Source organism: Amycolatopsis sp. NPDC102389, from assembly GCF_044765885.1.
Classification (GTDB): Bacteria; Actinomycetota; Actinomycetes; order Mycobacteriales; family Pseudonocardiaceae; genus Amycolatopsis.
On sequence record NZ_JBIWKX010000007.1, the window covers coordinates 161293 to 182481 of the forward strand.

Here is a 21189-nt window from a genome sequence, read left to right on the forward strand (position 1 = left end):
CATCCGCTGATCGCGCTACTCGCGCCGAGGAGTTCGGAGGGGTCGTGGGGGAACCGGGCCTGGTGCTCGGCATCGACATCGGCACCTCGAGTTCCAAAGGTGTCCTCGTCGATTCGCGGGGCGTGGTGGTGGCACGGGCGTCCCGGCCGCACGACACTTCCCGGCCTCGTCCCGGATGGTTCGAACATGACGCGGAAACCGTGTGGTGGCAAGACTTCCTGGCGCTGGCCAGAGAGCTTTCGGCGGGCGCCGGGGATCATCCCATCATCGGAGTGTCGGTCAGCGGGATCGGGCCGGTGCTGTTACCCGCCGACGCTTCCGGGAAGCCTTTGCGCCCGGCGATCCTTTACGGTGTCGACACTCGCGCATACGACGAAATCCGGGAATTGAACCGGGAATTCGGCGAAGAATCCATTGTGGAACGCGGTGGCAGCGCGCTCGGCTCGCAGGCCGTCGGGCCGAAATGGCGGTGGCTGGCCAAGAACGAGCCGGAGGTGTTCGAGCGGGCGAAGCTCTTCTTGATGGCGAGCTCGTTCCTCGTGCTGCGGCTGACCGGTGAATACGTCCTCGACCATCATTCGGCGAGCCAATGCGATCCGATGTACGACCTGCGCGAGGCCCGCTGGGCGGCGGACCGGGTCGCCGCGATCGCTCCCGGCATCGAGCTGCCCAGGCTCGCTTGGCCGACCGAGGTGGCCGGCTCGGTCACCGCCGAAGCGGCCGCGGAAACCGGCCTCCCGCAAGGGATCCCGGTGACGGCGGGCACGGTGGACGCCTGGGCGGAGGCGACCAGCGTCGGGGTCACCGCGCCCGGGGACACGATGCTCATGTACGGCACCACGATGTTCCTGGTCCAGATGCTCTCCGATCCCCGTCCAGGGCAGGGATTGTGGACGACCCGCGGCGCCTTTCCCGGTACCTATTCGCTCGCGGCGGGGATGGCGACGTCCGGCGCGATCACCGACTGGCTGCGGGAGCTCGTCGGCGGCGAGTTCGGGGACCTGGCCGCGGCGGCGGGCGAGGTTCCGGCGGGCAGCCGCGGATTGCTGATGCTGCCGTACTTCGCGGGAGAACGGACACCCGTGCCGGATCCGGACGCGAGGGGCATTATCGCCGGTCTCACCACTTCCCACGACCGAGCCGATCTGTATCGCGCGGCGCTGGAAGGAACGGCGTACGGGGTGCGGCACAACCTGGAAGCCATGCGGGACGCCGGAGGCGGCACGGGCCGGTTCGTCGCGGTCGGCGGCGGGACACAGGGCGGGGTGTGGACGCGGATCGTCAGTGACGTCGCGCGGATCGAGCAGGAGATCCCCGCGGAAACCATCGGTGCCGCCTTCGGTGACGCCGTTCTCGCGTCCGTGGCACTGGGGCGGGAGCCGGATATCGAAGCCTGGAACCCCGTCGCCGAAATCGTCCGCCCCGGCGCGGACGCCGATGTCTACGACGAGTTCTACCCGCACTACCGTGAGCTGTACCGGTCCACAGTGGACATCGCTCACTTCCTGGCGCGGAAGAATTCGCTCGCCTTCACGCCGGACAGTTCGCGGCAATCCCGGCTCAGGTGAGCTTGATCGGCGTAGCCCGCCGAGAACGCCAGCGAAGCGAGATCCGGCGCTGTTCCCGAGAGGCCGATGGCGCGCTGGAACCGGCTGACGCGCAGGTAGGTCGCCGGGCCGTAGCCCACCGCGAGGGTGAACCGCCGGCGCAACTGCCGTTCCCCGGTGGTGAACCGCTCCAGCGCGGCCGAAACCCTGGACGCCCCGCCGTCCAGCCTGGCGATCAGCTCCGAGACCTCCCGGTCGGCTCCTCCGGCTCGGCGCCGCGCGACGACGCCGGTCAGCGATGCGGCGCCGGAGAGCACCCGCTCGGCCAGCAGTTCGCCTTCCTTGCCCCAGAGGTCGTCGAGGGAGACGCGCTGATCGCGCAGCTCGTCGGCACCCAGACCCAGGACGTCGCCCGCCCTACCGGGAGCGAACCGCACGCCCCTTGCCCGTTCGCCGGTCTCCCAGGTCCAAGCCGCCGTGTCCGGCCCGGCGACGAAGACCTCGCCGCCGCATTCCACGAGGTCCACGCAGCCGTCGGGCACGATCCGCTTCGGCGCCGTGCCCGTGTCCTCCCACAGGCAGCGCACCACGCCGGCCAGCTCGCCCGGCGCCTTCGTCTCCCGATACACGCTTGCCATGATGCCCCCGGGCTACGACAGAATCAGGCCGTGTCCGAAGCAGAGATCGATTCACTGGCCTGGATCCACGTCCGCGACCGCCGACTCCTGTCGGTGCGGACCGAGGGCAAGGCCAAGTTCTACCTGCCGGGAGGCAAGCGGGAGCCGGGGGAGGGCGACGTCGCCGGGCTGTGCCGGGAGATCAGGGAGGAACTCGGCGTCGAGCTCGACCCGCTGAGCTTTCGCTTCTTCGCGGTGCTGAACGAGCAGGCCGACGGTTACGCGGACGGCCGCCGTGTCCGCATGACCTGTTACACCGCCGAGCACCGCGGGGAGCCCGCGCCCGGCCGTGAGATCGCGGAATCCGCCTGGCTGTCCTCGGCCGACGCGCACCGCTGCCCGCCGGCGGGCAGGCGAGTGCTCGGGCTGCTCGCCGACACGGGGCTCGTCGATTGACGCTGTCCTGAAGGTCTGCACCTTCCCCGAGTGTCCACAAGGGACACTTTCCGGGCTACAAGTGCCCGGTTTGGGTACTCTGCACGGATTCGCAGCGGGGTCGTGAGTGGCAAAGAGGGTTCTAACCCTCATTATCACTCACGACCCCCGGCCAGGATCGTACATATAGACATGAACCGGACATTGCACAGTCGAAAACTGTCCCTTGTGGACACTTAGCGGCGCTTGGGCGCCAGCGGAGAGGGCCCGCGCCACATTTGACTTACCCCTCGATAATCCTCATCGCCGCTCACGACCTCGGCCAGGACTGTGCATATAGATATTGGAAGGGCGGGGCGATGGCTTCCTGCAAGTGGTCACTCAAAGTGAGCTATTCGGCTCACTGCGTTTACGCCGATCGCCTCATGACCAGGTGCTCTCCGGTCAGTGGGACACCCAAAAGGGTGAATATCGGGTTTCTTCCCGATAACGGCTAACGCGGAGTCACCTTCGTGCGAGAAGTAGTCGACGCGCTCGACGGGAGTGCGCTCGGACGAGAGAAGACCTCTTCCATGGGTGTTCCCACCGCGACCCCTCCGGCATCGGCGCCGGGGCAGGGTGCCCCCGGCAGGCTGAAGCCGCTGGGGACCGTCGTGGTCGTGCTGGGTGTGGTGGCCGTCGCCGTCACCCTGACCGGTTACATGCTGCCGAAGGCCTCCCGTCCGGTGCAGAGCCCGCCCGCGCCGCGGGTCGAACAGGCCGCGGCCGCCGTGCGCACCGTGATCCACTCGGTCGTCTACGAACTTTCCGGCGCGGAGGGCGCCCAGAACGTCACCTACGTCGCGCAGGGTTCCGAGCTCCTGCAGAAGACCGACGTGACGGCGCCGTGGAGCACCACCTTCGAGCGCGTGAGCCAGGAAGGCCGCGACGAGTTCTACAGCCTTTCCGCGCAGGGGTCGGGCAGCGGCGCGCTGCGGTGCCGGATCCTCGTCGACGGCGAGGTCGTCAGCGACCGCACCGCCCCCGCCGCGGGCGCGCCGGTGACCTGCACGTCCTGATCTCTGCGGCAGGATCATCCGCGTGACGGATGGTGCGATCGCGTTCGGCCCGGTGCTCGCCGCGGTCTTGGCCGTGCTGGCGATCTTCGGCGCGGCGGTGGTGCGGTTCGGGCGGCTGGGCCAGGGCAAGGCGGTGCTGTTCGCGGCCGCGCGCGCAGTCGTGCAGCTCGCCGCCGTGTCGCTGGTGATCGTCGGGATCCTGAAATCGGGCTGGCTGACCGGCGGTTTCGTCCTGCTGATGTTCACGATCGCGGCGGTCACCTCCGCGCGCCGGATCGGGGTGGCGAAGGATCTGGCGTGGGTCGCGCTCGCCATCGCCTCCGGCGTGATCCCGGTGCTGACGCTCGTGCTCGCGACCGGCGTCGTCCCGTGGCGGCCCATCGCGATCGTGCCGATCGCCGGGATCGTCATCGGCGGCGCGATGTCCGCGACCTCGCAGGCGGCGAGACGGGCATTGGACGAACTCGTGTCCCGGCACGGCGAGTACGAAGCCGCGCTGGCGCTGGGATTCCTGCCCCGGCCGGCCGCGCTGGAGATCTGCCGTCCCTCGGCGGGGCAGGCGCTGATCCCCGCCCTCGACCAGACCCGGACCGTCGGCCTGGTGACCTTGCCCGGCGCCTACGTCGGTGTCCTCCTCGGTGGCGCCGGGCCGGTGCAGGCCGGGGTGACCCAGGTGCTCGTGCTCCTCGGGCTGCTGGCCGCCGAGGCGGTCGCGGTCCTGGTCGTCGTGCACCTGGTCGCGGCCGGGCGGATCAGCCGAAAGGCGACTGAAGATGCGACGTGTCGTTGAACCGCCGCACCATCCAGTTCTCGCCCGACACCACCAGATGTGAGATCGAGCCGTTGTCCGCCCCGAGGAAGGCGAACCGGTTCTTCGCGCCGCTCGCCTGCGCGAAGACCTCGCCGATGACGCCGCCGTGCGTGAACACGGCGATCCGCCGGTCCGGGTTGGCCGTCGCGAGCCTGCCGATGGCCGCCTTGATCCGGCCACCGAACGACTCCATCGTCTCGGCACCGGGGATGACGTCCCAGCGCTGTTCGCGCCACAGCTGCTCGACGATCGGATGACCTTCGTGGGTGTAGCGCCGGAAGAGCCCGTTCTCCCAGTCGCCGAGGTGGATCTCCCGCAGGTCCGGCTCGACCTCCGGTGTGAGCCCGAGCTTCGCCGCCAGCGGTGCCGCGGTCTGCGGCGTCCGGCGCAGTGTCGTCACGTACAGCGCGGAGATCCGCTCGTCGGCCAGGCGGCGCCCCACCCGCTCGGCGTGGTCCCTGCCTTCCGCCGCGAGATCCGGATCGGCCTGTCCGTCGACGAGGTCGAACGGCGCGCTGCCCTTCGCCGGGGCCGATTCGCCGTGGCGGACAAGGAAGATCTCGGTCGCGCCCGGCGGAGGTGAGAACCGGTGCTGGCGGTATTCGACTTCCTGCTCAGGGGTGCTCATGCCCCGGACGATACCGATTCAGCCCAGCTGTTTGTCCACGAAACACCAACGCCAGGTCTCGCCGGGTTCGTGGCTGCGCATCACCGGGTGCAGGGTGTCGTGGAAGTGCTCGGTCGCGTGCTTGCCCGGCGACGAGTCGCAGCAGGCGACGTTCCCGCATTTGACGCATTCGCGCAGGTGCACCCAGGTCATCCCGTTCTCGACGCACACGGCGCATTCGTCGGGTGAGCTGGGTTCGACCGCGGGCCAGTCCTTGGTCAGATGTTTGCAGGATCCCGCCGTCGCGGCGGGGGTGCGCAGTTCCCGATCGGAGTCCGGCACGGTCTCCTCCTCCCTGTCCAGCATGGATTCCTCGATGTCGAGGCGTTCGAGGATCCGGCGCAGGACATCATCATCGGCCATTCCGGAGTCACGCGCCTCCAGGAACTTCTCGCGTTCGACTTCGAGCAGCCGCAACCGCAGCCGCCGGTACGCGTCGCTCGGGGTTTCGGTCAGCGTGCTCTGCCTGCCGAGCTCCTCCCACGCCGAGTCCGAGCGGTGCTGGAGCCGGCTGCGCAGGCGCTCGACGATGTCTTCCGGGTCATCAGGGGTCCGGATCTTCTCCAGCTCTTCGAGCGCGGCCCTCGTCATGTCGTGCAGCACGGCCGCCTCCTGAAGCGCGTCCTCGGCCGGATCGGGCGAGGGCAGCTTCAGGCGGCGGACCAGTACCGGCAGCGTCGTCCCGTGCAGCACCAGCGTTCCCGCCACCACGACGAACGCGACCAGCACCAGCACGGCCCGTTGCGGGGTGTCCGCGGGCAGCACGAACGCGGCCGCGAGCGTGACGACCCCGCGCATCCCCGCCCAGGCGATCACGGCCGAGTACCGCCATGGCCAGGCGTGACGGCGGAACACGCGTCGCGCCAGGCCGATGCCCACCATCCAGACGATCCGGGTGACGATCGTCGCGGCCAGGGTGGCGGCGCAGATCAGGATCAGTTCCAGCGCGGTCAGCCCGCTGTCGCCGACCTCGGTCATGATCCGGCGGACCTGCAGCCCGATCAGCAGGAAGACGATGTTCTCCAGCAGGAACTGGATGGTCTGCCAGTTCAGCCTGCTGGCCAGCCGGGAGCGGCCCGAAAGCATGCTCGGCGCCTTGTGCCCGAGGATCAGCCCCGCGACGACCACGGAGATCACGCCGGAACCGTGGATGGCCTCGGCGGCAAGGTAGGCGACGAACGGGAGCACCAGCGAGAGCGCGGTGTCGGTGACCGGATCCTCGAGCCGGGTGCGGATCAGCGCGGCGAGCGCGCCGACGGCGAACCCGATCACCAGGCCCCCGCCCGCGGCCAGCAGGAAATCTCCGCCGACCTGCAGCAGGCTCACCGAACCCGCGATGGCCGCGATGGCGGTCCGCAACGCGACCAGCGCGGCCGCGTCGTTGAACAGGCTTTCGCCCTCCAGCAGCCTCGTCAGCTTGCGCGGCATCCCGACCTTGCGGGCGACGGCGGTGGCCGCGACCGCGTCCGGCGGCGCGACCACCGCGCCGATCGCGAGCCCGGCGGCCAGCGGCAGACCGGGGATCACCAGCCACGCCACGACCCCGACCGCGGCCGTGGTGAAGATGACGAGCCCTACCGACAACAGCAGGATCGGCCCGCGGTTGCGGCGGAAGTCGATCAGCGACGTGCGGATCGCGGTGGCGTACAGCAGCGGGGGCAGCAACCCCAGCAGCACGACCTCCGGGTCCAGTTCGTACTCCGGGACCCCCGGCACGTACGAGGCGACGACCCCGACCGCGATCAGGCACAGGGGCGCCGACCAGTCGAGTTTCCGCGCCGCAGCGGTGACCAGGAGGACGGCCACCACCAGTGCCACTAGTTCTACCGCGATCTCCACGCCGCTCATCATCACCCGGGAGCCTCGGTGCGCGCGCACCGAGGCCGGGCTACCGCTCCTCGAACCGCACCAGGTTGCCCGCCGGGTCACGGAAAGAACAGTCGAAGGCGCCGTAGGACTGCCTCATCGGTTCTTGGACGACGTCCACGCCTGCCGCCTGGATCCGGTCGAAGGTCCCGATCAGGTCCGGGGTGGACAGCACGATGATCCCGTGGACGCCCTTGGCCATCAGTTCGGCGATCGTGGCGCGTTCCTCGCCGGTGATCTCCGGGCCGTCGGCCGGGGGATGGAGCACGAGCGACGTCTCCGGCTGTCCTGGAGGCCCGACCGTGGCCTGGAGCGGACCTTCGGCACGCACTTCGAAGCCCAGGATGTCGCGATAGAAGGAAAGTGAAGCTTCGAGATCGTCCGCGGGGAGGTAGGACGCCCGAATCGAGAGGGTCATACGATTCAAGGTAGGTCGGCGCGCGGCGGGGCCGCTTCTCGATTCCTGATCGGTCGCATGACCTGTTTGACGACGCAGCCGGGCATGCCGCGGCCGTCCTCCGCCGCTTGTTTGCGGTACGCGCTCGGCGAGATGCCGACGAGTTCGGAGAACCGCGTGCTGAACGTGCCCAGCGACGAGAACCCGACGTCGAAGCAGACCTCGGTGACCGACATGTCCCCGCGCCGCAGCAGCATCATGGCCCGCTCGATCCGGCGGGTCATCAGGTAGCTGTAGGGCGATTCGCCGTACGCCGCGCGGAATTCGCGGCTCAGGTGCCCGGCGGAGACGTGGACACCGCGGGCCAGCGCCTCGACGTCCAGGGGCTGCGCGTAGTCGCGATCGATCCGGTCGCGGACGCGGCGCAGCATCGCGAGGTCCCGCAGGCGCGGGTCGGGTTTGCCGGTCACCCGGAAAGCGTAACCCACGCCAGACGCCGAAAGGCCCCCTTCGCCGGGCGGCGAAGGGGGCCTCGCGGCGGACACGGCCTAGAGGGTGATCTTGTCGACGTTGGGACCGCCGTTCGCCGTGGTGGCGACGGCCCTGATCTTGTTCACTCCCGCCGCCAAGGTCAGCTTGACGGTTCTCGTCGTCCAGTTCGGCCAGGCCCCGGTGCCGCCGAAGCCGACGCCGGACGCGCTGATCGAGCCGTTGACGGAGAAGTCGAGCGGCCGGTCCGCCGTCGTGCCGTTGGCGTACCGGACGACCACGTCGTAGGTGCCCGCGGCCGGCACGTTCACCGTCCATTCGACCGAGCTGCCCGCCACGTTGTCGTAGTTGACGAACCCGGTGCCGGTGAACCCGGCGTGGTTGGACTCGACCGCGCCCTGGACGATCGTGGCGTCCTCGGCCTGGTAGTCGACCGGGTTGCTGGGCCCGGAGCCGTCGGCCGGCACGGTCTGCGTGCCGGTGTTCCAGCCCGAGACGCGCACCGAAGGCTTGGAGCCCTTGAGGTCGGCGGTGCGGTACTTCGCGGTCAGCGTGGTCGTCTCACCCGGCCACAGGCTCACCGCGTTGTCGTTCCACTCCACCGGGAGCACCGGCTTGCCCGCGGCGTCCACGACCTTCGAGTCGACGTAGAACGCCGGGAGCTTGCCGCCCGAGGTGTTCTTCAGCGTCACGGTGGTCGTGGTGGTGCCGTCGGCACCGGCGGCCGACTTCGCCGTCGCGCTGACGGCGGACTGGCCGAGGTTCTTCAACCCGGACAGATCGGCGTAGCCCGACTGGGGGGTGTAGTACCAGTCGCTGCCGCCCCAGTTCAGCGTGTCGGCCTTGGTGGAGAGCCAGTACACGTTCCGGCTGACCTCTTTACCGGACGAGTCGGTGAGCACCAGCTTCGCCAGGTAGGTGCTCGACAGCCCGCTCACCGCCGGGACGGTGACCGCGGTGGCCTTGGCGCCCAGCGCGCCGACCGACAGGCCGGTTTTGGTGTTGCTGTACTTCTCGGTGCCGTCGAGGTTGTACAGCTTCGTGGTCGCCGTCAGCCCGCTCACCGCGTTCGACGTCTGGTTGATCACCACGACCGAGCGATTGTCGTGCGAGTACTGGATGTGCAGCGGCTCGTTGGCCTTCTTCGCCCCGTAGTAGGCGCCGTTCTGGTCCATGTAGGCGTCGAACAGCTGCCAGTGCAGGGAAGTCCACGGGCTGTTGAGCATCCAGTAGATCAACCCGGTCGACGGGTTGGTCGAGTCGGTGTAGTTGCGCGAGTGCGACTCGAACTCGGCGCGGACGTTCTCGTACTGGGCGAGCTGCGACTTCCGCACGAAATCGGTCAGGTCGGCGGGCGCGCCGTAGCGCTTGGTGAGCGCGTTGCCGAAGAGCTTCAAGTTCCCGAAGGTCTCGGAGGACGAGCGGTGGTACTGCGCCGCCGACGGGTTCTTCCACATCGTTTCCAGCTCACTGGCCGACATCATCCGCTTCAGGGTGTCCATCGTCGGGATGTCGACGCCCGCGCTGGTCTCGGAGTTGAAGCTCCATGCCCCGCCACGGTCCTTTTGCGACTTGTCGTACCAGTACACCGGCGGCACGTAGTCGTACGGACCGTTCATCTTCATCCCGGACGCGCCGGTGATCGGGGACGGCCTCGCCGAAGCCGCCGGGATCACCGGGAGCAGGAAGTCGGCCGCCTTCATCGCGTCGAGGTAGCCCTGCTCGATCCGCTTGTCCGGCGCGAAGTCGGAGCCGATGTGGAAGGAGATGACGCTCGGGTGGTCACGCAGGCGTTCGGCCTCGGAGAACATCGAGGCCTTGGCGATCGGGTAGTCCGACTCGACCCACGGCTCGCCCTTCTCCTCGCCGTTGACCTGGCCTTCCCATTTGTCGCAGCATTCCCAGCCGGGCATGGTGAGCACGCCGAGGTCGTCGGCGATGTCGAAGAACTCGTCCGGTTCGATGTGGCCTTCCAAGCGGACCGTGTTGAGCCCGAGGTTCAGCACGTACTTGAGCTTGTCGGCCGCCGCGGTCTCGTTCCAGCGCAGGAACAGGTCCGGCGTGTAACCGCCGCCGCGGATCAGAAGCGGTTTGCCGTTCACGCTGTACTGCCGTCCGCCGCTGGAGTTCAGCGTCGCCTTGACGTCACGGACACCGAACTTCGACTTCGAGGCGTCGGACGGCGTGCCGCCGACACTCGCGGTGAGGTCGAGTTCGTACCGGTGCTGCCCGCCCATCCCGGCGGGCCACCAGACGTTCGGCTTGTCGAGGCCGACGACGGGGAAGGTGACGGTCTTGCGTTCCTTCGCGGCCAGCGAGACGGTCTGGCTGACCGGCTTGCCCGCGACCGTGCCGGCGACGGTGGTCTGCACCGCGTCCGCCGAGTCGTTGCGGACGTCGGCCTTCACCGTGAGGTCGGCGTGGTCGAGCGCGGAGTTCAGCTTCTGGATCACGTGGGCACTGCGCAGCGCGACCGGGCCGCCGCGCCGGACGAGGACGTCCCGCACGATGCCCATGTTCTGGTCCGGCGGGGTCTGCGCCCAGTCGATCCAGCCCATCGAGAGGTCGTTGTTGGGGTCGTTGGGGTAGACCTTGAACGCGACGCTGTTGACGCCCTGGCGCACGTGCGCGGTGATGTCCAGGTCGTGGCGGGTGTAGGCGCCGTTGACCTGGTCCTTCGTCGCGATCCTGGTGCCGTTGACCCAGACGTCGGCCTTGGAGAGCACGCCGCTGAAGTCGAGGTACGTCCGCCGCGAGGTGTCCTGGACGTTCAGGTCAGTGCGGTACCACCACGGCACGGTGAACTGCGCGGTCGGGACGTTCTTCATGTTCGTCGAATAGAACGGGTCGGCGTACTTGCCGTTCTGCAGCAATCCCGCGTAGACCGTCGAACGCGACGACACCGGGTACCAGCCGGTGGTGGGGAAGCCCGGCTTCGACACCGCCGAGTCGTCGCTGACCTGCGCCGAGGACTGGATCACGTAACCGGGGATCGGGGTGGCGTCGCCCGCGGCGGCGCCGACGGACAGCGGCGCGGCCACTTCCGCGCCGGTGGCGGCGGGGGCGGCGGTCACCCCGCAGACCGCGGCGGCCAGCGCGGTGACGGTCATGGCCAGCAACGGGATCCGGGTTCTCTTCTGCCGAAAACTCACGAGCGCGCCTCCTTGGGCACACGGCGGCGGACCTGGGCGGAAATCGTTAAGAAAGTTCCCTAACAATGTTGGGGGAGATAGTAGCCGTCACTTCGCGCGGGGAACAGACCCTTGCACCGGGTTCGTCAGCGGTGGTGCGCCGGACGGAGCGCGGCCCCGCGTGTACGACGCGTCAGCAGGGTGGCGCTGTCCACGGACAGTTCGGTGATCCCAGGAACTCCGGTCCATCCCGGCGATCACCGCGGTGTGCAGCAGACGGCGGTGTCCACCGTCGGGGATGTCGAGATCCTGGGGTTCGAGGGAGCCGCTGCCCGACGGGTCGGCCAGTTCCTCGCGGCGCAGCGGCGGGGAGCGGTTCGCCGTGCATGCCGACGATGGCGCCGTTGAAGAGCAATCGCCCCTTCCGCGTGTAGCGGGAGGACGTGCGGCGCCGCCGCCTTGAGCTTGGGCGGCAATTCGGCGGTGGGGAAGGGAGCGGCGATCGCGCTGAACTCGTATCCGGCCCAGCGCGCCCGGAGCAGCCGGAGGTCCCTGACGAACGTCGTTGTGCCCAAAGCCAGTGCCAGTACCGAAAGCGCGATGCCGAAGGCGCTGGGCAGGATCGTCGCCACACCGAGGACGACGCCGACCCCGGACGCGGCGACCGGCCACTCACGAGCGGCCGAGTAGGCGAAGTGGGGCTTCAGCCGACGGGCGCCACGTAGATCCACTGCCCGTCGACGCGGACGAAGTGGCTGTTCTCGTGCATGCTGTCGGCCCGGCGATCCTGGCGGTAGTGGGCCCGGAACTCCACGGTGCCCTCGTTCTCCAGCAGTCCGCCGCCGGTCTTGCCGAGGATCTCCAGGAACGTCCAGCGCTGCCCGGGATCGAGGTCGAGGTCGGCGGGCCGCGTCTTCGGATGCCAGGTCTTCGTGAGGTACGCGGTGTCGCCGACGGCGAACGCGCTGAACCGCGACCGCATCAGGAGTTCGGCGGTCGGCGCGGTCGCGGCGCCCCGGTGGAAGCGGCCGCAGCAGACGCCGTAGGGCTCGCCAAGACCGCAGGGGCAACGGGATTCGTCGGTGATCACAGGCACGCCGCCGATTGTGTCATCGCGCCGCGGCAGTGGTTTCGAGGTCTCGCGCCTGCTCGATCCAGCCGGTGAACAGCTCGGCGTCGATGTCGTCGACCGAACGCAGCTTGACGTGCGCCATCTCCCGCGCGCTCGCCTCCAGCCTGCCGGACCCGTCGTCGACGAGTTGCCCCTTCCAGAGGGCGAACGTGACGTACGACGAGTACGCCTTCATCAGGCAGACGAGGTTCTTCCCGACGGCTTCGCCCGCGCTCCAGGTCGGGGAGGCGTGGTACATCGCCTCGATTGAGCCGGGCAGGGCGGCGTTGACGATCGGGCGCAGCGCGACGGCGACTTCACGCAGGTTCTCGGGCAGAGCGGCGATGTAGTCGTCGACGTTCGCGAACTTGGCCATGACTGGATCTCCTTCGGTCGGTGTGCTGCGCTCAGCTAACCGCCCGAAGGGTGAAGTTGTCAAGACAAAAAAATTAGTCGGTGAGTTTGAACGTCTGACCTCGCGTTTCCAGGGCTTCGCGGATGATGCGGAGCGCTTTGGGGCCGACGCCGTGCAGGCTCGCGAGTTCGGCTTCGGTGACGCGGGTGAAGTGCTCCAGCCGCGTGTAACCGGCGCCGGTGAAGGCGCGCGTCGCCGGTTTGCCGATGCCGGACGGCAGGTCGGTCTGTTCGTCCATGGGGTCCTCTTAGGTCAGTGGCCGGTCTCTGTCACCTCCATTGTGGATCGCCGCGGATCAAGACGCGGGGAACTCGACGGCGACCTCGACAGCCGTCTCCAGAGTCGTTTCGCTCGGCCGTCCGGTGACGGGAGCGGACTCGGCGATCACGACCAGCTTCTTGGTCAAGCGAGAGTCGTAGTTCTTGCCGGTGAAGCGGCTGCCGGGCGGGGCCTCGCCGAAGAGGAGGACGTTGCCGGTGCCGTCCTTGTCGATGAGCCGTTTCAGGTCGCTCGCTTCGCTCGCCTTCGGCATCTTCACCCATGCGACGGACACGGCGATGGTGTTCCCGGCGCCGTCGTCGACGACGACCAGCATGCGATCGAGATCGACGCAAGGGTGGCGTAGGAAGAAGCGCTGGACTTCACCGAAGGAATGCGGCCCGCAGTTGAGTTCCCGCTTGGCCGTCTTCTTGAGCCGGCGCCAGCCCAGGCGTTGCCACGCCTCGGAATGGCGGCCCTTTTGCGCGGACTTCTTGCTGGAGCTTTTGCCTTTGAGGGCTTGGCTCGCGGCGGAATCCAGGGAGGCGGCGGTGCCTCCGCCGATGCCGTTGGTGGCGGCCACGACCACTCCCGCTGTGACCAGTGCGCCCGCGCCGTATTTGTATTTGATCCAACGGCCGTCCGGGCCACGTGGTTGATCCACCATGATGCGTTCCGTCCCCTCCCAAGTCCGGAACGGAAGATCTTGCACTGGGCGATACGGGCGAAACGAGACCTTCCGTGCGAATACGCCCGAATGGCGCAGTCGACCTTCGGGATTCCGCCGGTACCGAACAGTTTTCAGGCATGTCGGGGGATGGACGCTTCTGTGCTCGCTTCAGTTGTGATCGGCTGGAAGAGTTTGGCCGCACGCTTCCGCGAGGCTGCTGGGAGACGACTGTGTGGATTTCGGGACGTCAGATGTCCTGAAATCCACACGGTCGCCGGTGCTGGGCATGCCGAGGGGCCCGTCGCCTGGTTGGCTGGCGGGCTCCTCGATATTCAGACGTGATGCAGGGTGTTGCGCCGGGGTTTTCGCAGCGGATCCCGATACTGGGGCGGGATGAACTCCGGTAACCCATCGGCCGCCATCCGTACTTCCCAATCGCCGTGATGAATCAACCTATGGTGGAAAGCGCACAGCAGCACCAGATTCCGCAGATCCGTCGGCCCGCCATCTACCCAGTGGTGAATGTGGTGAGCGTGGCAATTCTTCGGCTTCCGATGACACCCGGGGAAGGCGCAGCCGCCGTCGCGGATGTTCAACGCTCGTCGCTGGCCTGGAGTGACGAACCGTCTCAGGCGACCCATGTCTAGCGGTTCACCCGCGGCACTCATCACGACGGGCAGCATGAGGCAGTCGCAGGCGGCGAGCCGGGCTTCCCGCGCGGTCATCGTCCCTACAAAGTCGAGGCACGCGGTGCCGAGACCGGACTTCAGTTCCTCAAGCCCGATGGTGACATGCAGGAGGGTGCGGTAGCCGCTGGTGCCCGGCTGATCCGGGCACGCGATTGCCAGATCGAGGATGTCAACCCAGGCGTCGCCCATGCGCTCGCATTTCATTCGCAGATCGGCTTGGCCGAATTCGTCGACCGGCCGTGGTTGGGCGTAGGCCTCGAGGGCGGCGGCGGTGCGGGCACCGGTCTCGTCGTCGAGGAGGCCGGTGAGTTTCCAGAAGCCGTCTTTGCGGCGTTCCAGGGTGATTTCCCGGCGCGGCTCTTTGGGCTCGGGGTCTTTCGGCTCGTTGCCGTCGGGGTCCAGCCAGCCCAGCAGGCTCGCTTCAGCGTCGGCGAGCTGACGGGGACCGGCATTCGGAGCCAGGTTCGCGAGGATCTTCTCCGCACTCTCCCGATCCTCAGCAGAGGTGTCGGCGGGAAGTCTCTTCAAGATCTCCAGGATCTGATCGATCCGCTCATCCCCGACCAACCCCTTGGCGGCGACTGCGGCGGTGGCAGGAGCGACGGGCGGAAGCTCGGTGCCGTCCAAGGCGCGGGTGGGGTTCAGGGCAAGGGCCCGCTTCACCACCGCATTCGCCTCGGCGGCCGACAACCCGGCTATATCGGCGAACCAGGCAGCCGTCCGGCCATAGCCGTACAAGTCTTTCGCGCCCCGAGCCTCGATCTCCGCCAGGAACTGCCCCAGTCCGGCGGTGGCCATCCGAATCACCTGCAGGGATTGCTGCACGCCCTGGGCAAGCTCCAGCTTGCCAGCGCGCCACAGCTCCTGCGGCAACTCGGGGAGGAAGGTCTCGGACACACTCCAATAATACCGCAACCAAGTCGAACATGTGTTCGTAATTTTAAGCGACAAGCGAAACGGCCAAACAACACTGAAGAGTGATGGCCCTTCAAAAGGTGACAACGCAAAGAAAGCATGACGCAATTAGTCGACTAAGTGCGGCCCCGCGTCGACTGAGCGCGGACGCCGTCACATAGCATCGGCACCATGACGACAGTGGAACTGACCCGCTTCAAGGTCCCGGCCGACCGCGCGGACGAACTCCTCAAGGCCCGCCCCGAGATGGTCGCCGACTTCCGGGCCGACAGGGAGGGGTTCCTCGACGCCCAGCTGATCCGGGTCGACGACGAGACCTGGCTCGACGTCGTGTGGTGGCGCTCCTCCGAGGACTTCGCGGCGTCGAGGGAGAAGGGCGCGAATCTGCCCGGGATCAAGGCCTTCTTCGCACCGATCACCGAGCTGGTCTCCGCCGAGGAAGGCACCACCGACGACTACCGGGCCTGACCCCGCCCACATGCCGGGACGGGAAATATCGCCGGCGCCAGGCCGTTGACCACGGAGAACGAGCAAGGTCACGGAAGGGATCGGCGATGAGCACAAGCCTGGACACGTTCACGCGGGACTGGCAGGGCTGGAAGACCCAGCGCGAGCGCGATCTCGCCGATCCGCTCGGCTGGCTCGCGCTGGTCTCGCTCGACTGGCTCGAGGACAAGCCACGCGCGTACGAGGGGCTGCCCGGCCTGTGGTGGCAGGACGCTGACGCGGCGTACGTCGACCCGCAGGGTGCGGACCTCTCGCATGATGGCGAACGGCTCACCGGTGTCCGTCGCTTCGAGCTGGTCAACAGCGGCGCGACCACCCGGGTCGTCGCCGGCGACATCGAGATCGAGGTGGCGCGACGGGGCGGGTATCTGATCCGGACGCACGACCCGAAGGCGCCGGTGCTGAACGCTTTCCGCGGTGTCCCGGCGTACGAGCCCGACGAGGCTTGGGTGTTGTCCGGGACCTTCGAGCCTTTCGACGAGCCGCGGCCGACGACGGTCGGAGCGGTCGTCGAAGGGCTCAGTCACGTCTACGTCTCCCCGGGCATCGTGCGTTTCGAGCACGACGGCGTGGAGCACACGCTCACCGCGTTCAACGGCAAGAAGGACGGCCTGCTCATCCTCTTCACCGACGCCACGAGCGGTGTCACCACCTATGCGGCGAACCGGTCGCTCGCGGTGCCGGAGCCCGCCGAGGACGGGTCGGTCGTCCTCGATTTCACCCGCGCGACGAATCTGCCGTGCGCGTTCACCGATTTCGCCACGTGCCCGTTGCCGCCCGCGGGCAACGATCTTCCGTTCGCGGTGGAAGCGGGGGAGAAGCTGCCTTACGAGCGGCAGGGCTGAACCGTCGCGAGCGCCGTCATCGCCTCCTGTTCGCGCTGAGCCAGCTCGGACAGGATGGCGGACGCGTCGGCCAGATGCCGGGCGTCACCGGTTTCTCCCGCTCGCGTGAACAAGCGCGCGACCTCTGTCCACAGTGGAGTGATATCGCGGTATTTCTCATACGCGGTGCGGAGACCGGCGTCGTCGACAAGAGTCGCGCATTCCCCGAGGAAGTCGCGGTAGATCCGGCGGAAGAGCGCGCCGCCGGTTCCCGCCCGTTCCATCAGGACCGCGGCCTGCGGCAGGTCGCGAGCCGGATCGTCGCTGCGGTCCAGCCATTTCCGCACCTGGACGGCGGCCTTGCCGATCCCGCGATACCCGAGGTTCGCGATGGGCGGGTTGAGGAACTCCGCCGCGTTGGCCCGCACCGCGGTCCGGATGGCGTCCGACAGCGGCTTAAGTGGCGCATCCGCGGCGATGGTGAACGAGCGGTTCCGCGCGGTCATCGGGCCTTTCTCCCCGCGGGCGCGTTCCAGGCTCTTCAGTGAAGTCGATACGGAACCACCTTGCTGCACCGTGTCGACGAGGAAGGCGCGCTCTTCGTCGTAGCCGTACAAGGCGACGAAATGCCCTCCGAAGTGGACTTTCGATGTGAAGTACTCCAGGTGGTACGAATCGAGCTGCAGGGCGACCGGCACCCCGACGTCGATCTCCTCGGCCACATTCCGCCACGCCGTGCGTGCCGACGACGTTTCCTTGACCCGCAAGGTCAATCCGAGCCGGTCGGTCAGCTTCCGCGTGATCTCAAGGGGTTTGCTTCGCCCGCCGAGGAAGGGGAACGGCAGGTTCTTCCCGTCCCAGTAGATGAAGCCCAGGCCTTCGCCGAGCCCGAACGACATCGGTTCGGACAGCTCGATCCCGGCGTGTCGCAGGAGGACGTCGAGTGTGCTGGTCTCGCAGTGCTCCCCGCCCGCGGTCTTGATTCCGTCGAGGATCACGAGGCCACCGGCCAGGCGATCTCGGTGCGGTACGCCTCGGGAGCGACCGATGGTTCGGGTGCCACCAGGTACAACTCCTCGGCGGGGCCCGCGGGGACGCGGTCGCGTTCGGCGAGCCAGCGGCCGAGTGATCGGTACGCGGTCTCGACGTCTTCGTAGCCACCCTCGTGAATCGTCGCCACGAGCGGGCCACCGGGAAGCTCGGCGGAGCCGATCTCGCCGTCGTCCCGCACCGGTCCGTCCACGGGGACGAACAGTTCGACGGTCAGCTCGTCGGGATCGACGGTGAGGTAACGGGTTCCGGGCGGCCCGGACGGCCTGATCCCCTGCGCGTCGAGCGCCGCGAACAGCCGCGCGTACGCGGGACCGATCAGCTCGGCCAAGGCGTTCAGCGGTGTCCGGATCGACAGGCAGGCGATCGGCTGAGGTGCGCGCACGCGTTCGTAGACGTGCAGCCATCGTGTCGGCTCGGCGAGCACTGAGTCGAGCTTGTCGCTGATCGCCGCGAGTTCCGCGGCCCGCGCGGCCACCCGGTCGTGATGCCGTTTGATCGCGGCCTTCACCTCGTGCGGGTCGCCCGCGTCCAGGATCTCGGCGATCTCCGCCAGCGGCACCTCCAGCTCCCGAAGCCGCCGGATCAGGCCCGCGCGGGCGAACTGTTCGAGCGAATACCGGCGGTATCCGGTGCCGGGGTCGACGCCGGCGGGCACCAGCAACCCGATCCGGTCGTAGTTCCGCAGCGCGCGGACCGACAGCCTGGTGGCGTGCGCGAACACGCCGATCGGCATCAAGGTCGTCATGGGACCAGCCTGAACCCTCTCCCGGGGAGAGGGTCAAGCCGGTACCTCACCCCAGTGACAGCCGATCGAGATCCGGGGCGGACGCGTGGTCGTTGCCCAGTTCGATCGTGTTCGCCCCCGCCTTCAGCTCGACCGGCAAAGACGTCGTGAGCTGTGTGTTGTTCCCGGCGCCGTCGACCTTCACCTCGATCGGCGCGCCGCCGTTGACCGTGACGAAGTACGAGCGCGGCCCGTTGACGGTGAAGTCGATGTACAGGGTGTAGCGCCTGGTCTCGGGCACGGTGACGCCGTCGAAGCGCACGGACGAGGTCGGGTCGCCGCCGATGTTGCGCACCTTCTGCCCGCCGGAACACACCCCGCAGTTCGTGACGCCCGCATCGCCGACGTCGTTCGCCGAATCTTCGGCCTCCCGCATGAAGACCCGGTCCGCCGGGCGTGGGCTCACCCGCACCGGTTTGCTCACCGTTTTCGCCCGCCCGAGCAGGTCGAACGACGCGGTGACCGGGATGTCGGCCGCGGTCACGCCTTCGGGGGAGACGAGCGTCCAGGAGGCTTCGAGCTCGTTCCCGACGCGCATGGATTCCGCGATCGCCGGAGCGCCCCGCAAGGTCCAGCCCGCCGGGACGATCGGTGCCAGCGAGACCTTCCCGATCGTGTCATCGGCGTCGAGCCGCAGCTTCGCGGTCACCTGCAAGGACTGCTGTCCCGGCGAGAGCCATTGGATGCCACCGGGTTCGACGGTGAGAGTCGTCTTCGGCGTGTAGGACGACGGCGGCAGGGGAGCGATCGCGATGCGGTCGAGGCCGGGGCCCGCGGTGGCGTTGCTGAACACCTTGACGGTGTTGGCGCCGGCGTTCAGCGCGACGGGGATCGCCGTCGACGTCACGACTCCCGGTGTTCCGGCGTCGATGGCGGTCTCGACGGGGGTACCGCCGTTGACGCTCACCGCCACCGACGCCGCGGGCCCGCCCGTGGTGTCGAACTGAAGCCGGTGGCTTCCGGCTTCGGTGGCCGTCACGTTCGGATAGGTGACCGAATTACGCGGGCCGCCGCCGAGCCCGGTGACCTGGAAGGAACCGGAGCACGACGAGCAGTGGCCGAGGTGGGCGCGGCCGTCGTGGTCGTTCCGGAAGGACTCGGCCTCCAGGGGAACCTGCGCGCCGAGGACCGAATTCGGGTAGCCGTACGCCACCTTGATCTCGTCGATGGCCAACTGCCGGTAGAAGGGTTTCGCCTGGGGGCCCGACCAGGTGTTCAGCACCTCGAGTTTGACGAACCGAGTCTGCCGTTCGCCGAAATCGATGAACTGCACGCCGCGGGCACTCGGCATCGCGCCGGTGCGGACCGGCTCGCCCCAGTTCCGCCCGTCGTCGCTGACGTAGACGCGATAGTCCTTGATCCGGGCCGAATCCTCCGGCCTGCCGAACGATTCGCGCGCGTGCGTCGGCGACATCTCACGCTGGTTCACCGCGAGGTAGGCCGCGGTCCGCCGCCTGTCGAGGTCCAAGGTCAGCGAGACCGGTTGCTTGCCGTCGGCGTCCCAATAGTTCTCGAAGTTCCCGTCGACGAGGTTCGACGCCGGATGCCCGTCACGTGAGGAGGAAGCGGTCGCCTTGATCGTGCGGGAGTCGTGGAAGTACCGCTGCCCGGCCGTTTCCACCTTGAACACCGTGTCGTAGGTGTCCCAGTCCTTGATGTCCACAATGGTCAGATAGCCGCCGGATTGGCTGAACCGCGGCTGCTTGCCCGTGCGCACGTCGGACACTCTGGTCACCTGGTATCCGTTGTCGCGCAAGCGGAGCAGATCGGTGCGCGGCCGGGTGACGACGTGGAGGTACTGAGTTCCGGCGCCGGGCTCGACGGTGATGACGCCGTGCGCGCCGTCGTTCCAGAAACCCGGTTGCATCCCTCCGTACATGTACCCGCCGCCCTCTTTGCCCTGCAGGGAGGATCTGATCGGCGGTACCCAGCTCGCCATGAAGTTGTTGTACGCCTCCTGCTGCGGCGGGAACTTCCCGTTCACCATCGGGGTTTCGGCCATCAGCGACTTCATCGACGAACCCGCGTTGGTGACGTAGCGCCCGGTGGACAGCCTGAAGTCGACGGCCTGATCGGTGCCGTCGTACCACCAGCCGCCGTTGGTCGGCAGCTTGTAGTCGGCTTCGGTGAGCCTCGGCATCGGGGTGAAGGCGGCCTGCGGATAGTCGTACGGCGGGGTGATGCCGGTCTTCTGTTCGTTGCTGACGGTGTCCATGATCGGGGTGTCCTCGTTGTTGTTGCTCAGCAACCAGGACGGCCGTTTCTCACGGATCTGTTCGTAGAGCTTGTTCTTTTCCCAGTACTCGTTGTCGTTGTCGATCCAGAATCCGGCGAGGTTCGCATAGCGGTCCATGACCTCGTGGAAGAGGTCGTAGCTGTACTCGCCGAAGCCGGGGCGGGTGGTCAGGTCGACCTGCTTGCCCTTGTAGGCGGAGTACGCGGCGGAATCGAGCGACTCGACACCGGTCTCCTTGTGCCACTGGGGATCGTCGGTCATGTAGAGGATCGTCCGGACGCCCTTGGCGTTGCCCGCCTTGACGAGCTCGCCGAGGAGGTCGCGGCGCGTGGAGCAGCTGCCCGGGATCGCCGACGGCCATGGCCGCGCGTAGCCCAGCCTGCTGTGGAAGGTGGCCAGCACGATGTAGGAGGCGCCGAGTTTGCGGGCCTCGTCCACCCAGTAGTCCGCGCTCCAGCCGCCGTCGGTGACGGCGCGTTCCCAAGTGGCGCAGTCGGTCTGGCGTGGCGCGGTGAACATGCCCCAGTGGAGGAAGAGTCCCGCGGTGGCCTCTCGCAACCACTTCTGGCGAGGGTGGTGCACTTCCGCGCTCGCCGTCGTCGTGGTGAGCAGGCCCGCCAGCAGGGCGAGGACAACGGCGAGCCAGGCGGTGCGATGCGCTCGAACTCTCATGACCATCCGCTCTCATCCAAGGCAGGGGTAACCGAGA

General features: G+C 68.0%; 20 protein-coding genes. 6 read left to right on the forward strand and 14 right to left on the reverse strand.

Annotation, left to right across the window (positions count from 1 at the left end; translation table 11 throughout):
- Nucleotides 1–44: 44 nt before the first annotated feature.
- Complete coding sequence (locus ACIRGA_RS09410; protein WP_400938578.1) at nt 45–1568, forward strand: FGGY-family carbohydrate kinase; 1524 nt, start codon at nt 45–47, stop codon at nt 1566–1568.
- Here ACIRGA_RS09410 and ACIRGA_RS09415 read toward each other — a convergent pair.
- Complete coding sequence (locus ACIRGA_RS09415) at nt 1499–2185, reverse strand: helix-turn-helix domain-containing protein (protein WP_400938581.1); 687 nt, start codon at nt 2183–2185, stop codon at nt 1499–1501. The genes ACIRGA_RS09410 and ACIRGA_RS09415 overlap by 70 nt on opposite strands.
- A 30-nt stretch (nt 2186–2215) precedes the next feature.
- Here ACIRGA_RS09415 and ACIRGA_RS09420 point away from each other — a divergent pair, with 30 nt between their 5' ends.
- From ACIRGA_RS09420 to ACIRGA_RS09430, 3 genes are all read left to right on the forward strand, one after another.
- Nucleotides 2216–2620, forward strand: a complete 405-nt coding sequence (locus ACIRGA_RS09420) for an NUDIX domain-containing protein (protein WP_400938583.1) — start codon at nt 2216–2218, stop codon at nt 2618–2620.
- 491 nt (nt 2621–3111) lie between these two features.
- Nucleotides 3112–3657, forward strand: a complete 546-nt coding sequence (locus tag ACIRGA_RS09425) for an MmpS family transport accessory protein (RefSeq protein WP_400938586.1) — start codon at nt 3112–3114, stop codon at nt 3655–3657.
- A 22-nt stretch (nt 3658–3679) separates the two neighbouring features.
- Nucleotides 3680–4447, forward strand: coding sequence for an ABC transporter permease (locus ACIRGA_RS09430; protein ID WP_400938589.1), 768 nt, complete (start codon nt 3680–3682; stop codon nt 4445–4447).
- On the opposite strand, the gene ACIRGA_RS09435 is transcribed toward ACIRGA_RS09430, so the two are convergent.
- From ACIRGA_RS09435 to ACIRGA_RS09480, 10 genes are all read right to left on the reverse strand, one after another.
- Nucleotides 4410–5096, reverse strand: coding sequence for a histidine phosphatase family protein (locus ACIRGA_RS09435; RefSeq protein WP_400938592.1), 687 nt, complete (start codon nt 5094–5096; stop codon nt 4410–4412). The genes ACIRGA_RS09430 and ACIRGA_RS09435 overlap by 38 nt on opposite strands.
- 18 nt (nt 5097–5114) lie before the next feature.
- Nucleotides 5115–6983, reverse strand: a complete 1869-nt coding sequence (locus tag ACIRGA_RS09440) for a Na+/H+ antiporter (protein WP_400938699.1) — start codon at nt 6981–6983, stop codon at nt 5115–5117.
- Nucleotides 6984–7023: 40 nt separating this feature from the next.
- Nucleotides 7024–7419 (reverse strand): VOC family protein, encoded by a 396-nt coding sequence (locus tag ACIRGA_RS09445; protein ID WP_400938594.1) that lies wholly within the window; start codon nt 7417–7419, stop codon nt 7024–7026.
- Nucleotides 7420–7424: 5 nt separating this feature from the next.
- On the reverse strand, nt 7425–7829 hold the full coding sequence (locus ACIRGA_RS09450) for a helix-turn-helix transcriptional regulator (protein WP_198935874.1): 405 nt from the start codon (nt 7827–7829) through the stop codon (nt 7425–7427).
- Between the two features lie 117 nt (nt 7830–7946).
- Nucleotides 7947–11039: a glycosyl hydrolase 2 galactose-binding domain-containing protein gene (locus ACIRGA_RS09455; protein WP_400938597.1), complete on the reverse strand. Its 3093-nt coding sequence runs from the start codon at nt 11037–11039 to the stop codon at nt 7947–7949.
- A gap of 682 nt (nt 11040–11721) precedes the next feature.
- Entirely contained in the window at nt 11722–12108 is a 387-nt protein-coding gene (locus ACIRGA_RS09460; RefSeq protein ID WP_400938702.1) for a YchJ family protein, read from the reverse strand.
- Between the two features lie 19 nt (nt 12109–12127).
- Nucleotides 12128–12505 carry a DUF1801 domain-containing protein gene (locus ACIRGA_RS09465; protein WP_400938599.1) on the reverse strand — a complete coding sequence of 126 codons (378 nt, stop codon included), beginning with the start codon at nt 12503–12505 and terminating at the stop codon, nt 12128–12130.
- A 73-nt stretch (nt 12506–12578) separates the two neighbouring features.
- The gene (locus tag ACIRGA_RS09470) at nt 12579–12782 is read right to left on the reverse strand and encodes a DNA-binding protein (protein ID WP_400938602.1); all 204 of its coding nucleotides are present in this window, start codon (nt 12780–12782) and stop codon (nt 12579–12581) included.
- Between the two features lie 57 nt (nt 12783–12839).
- Nucleotides 12840–13469, reverse strand: coding sequence for a hypothetical protein (locus tag ACIRGA_RS09475; RefSeq protein WP_400938605.1), 630 nt, complete (start codon nt 13467–13469; stop codon nt 12840–12842).
- A gap of 335 nt (nt 13470–13804) precedes the next feature.
- Nucleotides 13805–15058, reverse strand: coding sequence for a DUF222 domain-containing protein (locus ACIRGA_RS09480; RefSeq protein WP_400938608.1), 1254 nt, complete (start codon nt 15056–15058; stop codon nt 13805–13807).
- Nucleotides 15059–15247: 189 nt separating this feature from the next.
- On the opposite strand from ACIRGA_RS09480, the gene ACIRGA_RS09485 reads away from it, so the two are divergent.
- Nucleotides 15248–15544, forward strand: a complete 297-nt coding sequence (locus ACIRGA_RS09485) for an antibiotic biosynthesis monooxygenase family protein (protein WP_400938611.1) — start codon at nt 15248–15250, stop codon at nt 15542–15544.
- A gap of 86 nt (nt 15545–15630) precedes the next feature.
- Nucleotides 15631–16428, forward strand: a complete 798-nt coding sequence (locus ACIRGA_RS09490; protein ID WP_400938614.1) for a DUF1684 domain-containing protein — start codon at nt 15631–15633, stop codon at nt 16426–16428.
- Here ACIRGA_RS09490 and ACIRGA_RS09495 read toward each other — a convergent pair.
- The 3 genes from ACIRGA_RS09495 to ACIRGA_RS09505 are packed head-to-tail and all read right to left on the reverse strand — an operon-like array spanning nt 16410 to nt 21158.
- Entirely contained in the window at nt 16410–17405 is a 996-nt protein-coding gene (locus tag ACIRGA_RS09495; RefSeq protein ID WP_400938616.1) for a BtrH N-terminal domain-containing protein, read from the reverse strand. The genes ACIRGA_RS09490 and ACIRGA_RS09495 overlap by 19 nt on opposite strands.
- Nucleotides 17402–18205 carry a MerR family transcriptional regulator gene (locus ACIRGA_RS09500; protein ID WP_400938619.1) on the reverse strand — a complete coding sequence of 268 codons (804 nt, stop codon included), beginning with the start codon at nt 18203–18205 and terminating at the stop codon, nt 17402–17404. Before ACIRGA_RS09500 ends, ACIRGA_RS09495 begins: the two co-directional genes overlap by 4 nt.
- Before the next feature lie 46 nt (nt 18206–18251).
- Entirely contained in the window at nt 18252–21158 is a 2907-nt protein-coding gene (locus tag ACIRGA_RS09505) for an alpha-L-fucosidase (RefSeq protein ID WP_400938622.1), read from the reverse strand.
- Nucleotides 21159–21189: the final 31 nt, after the last annotated feature.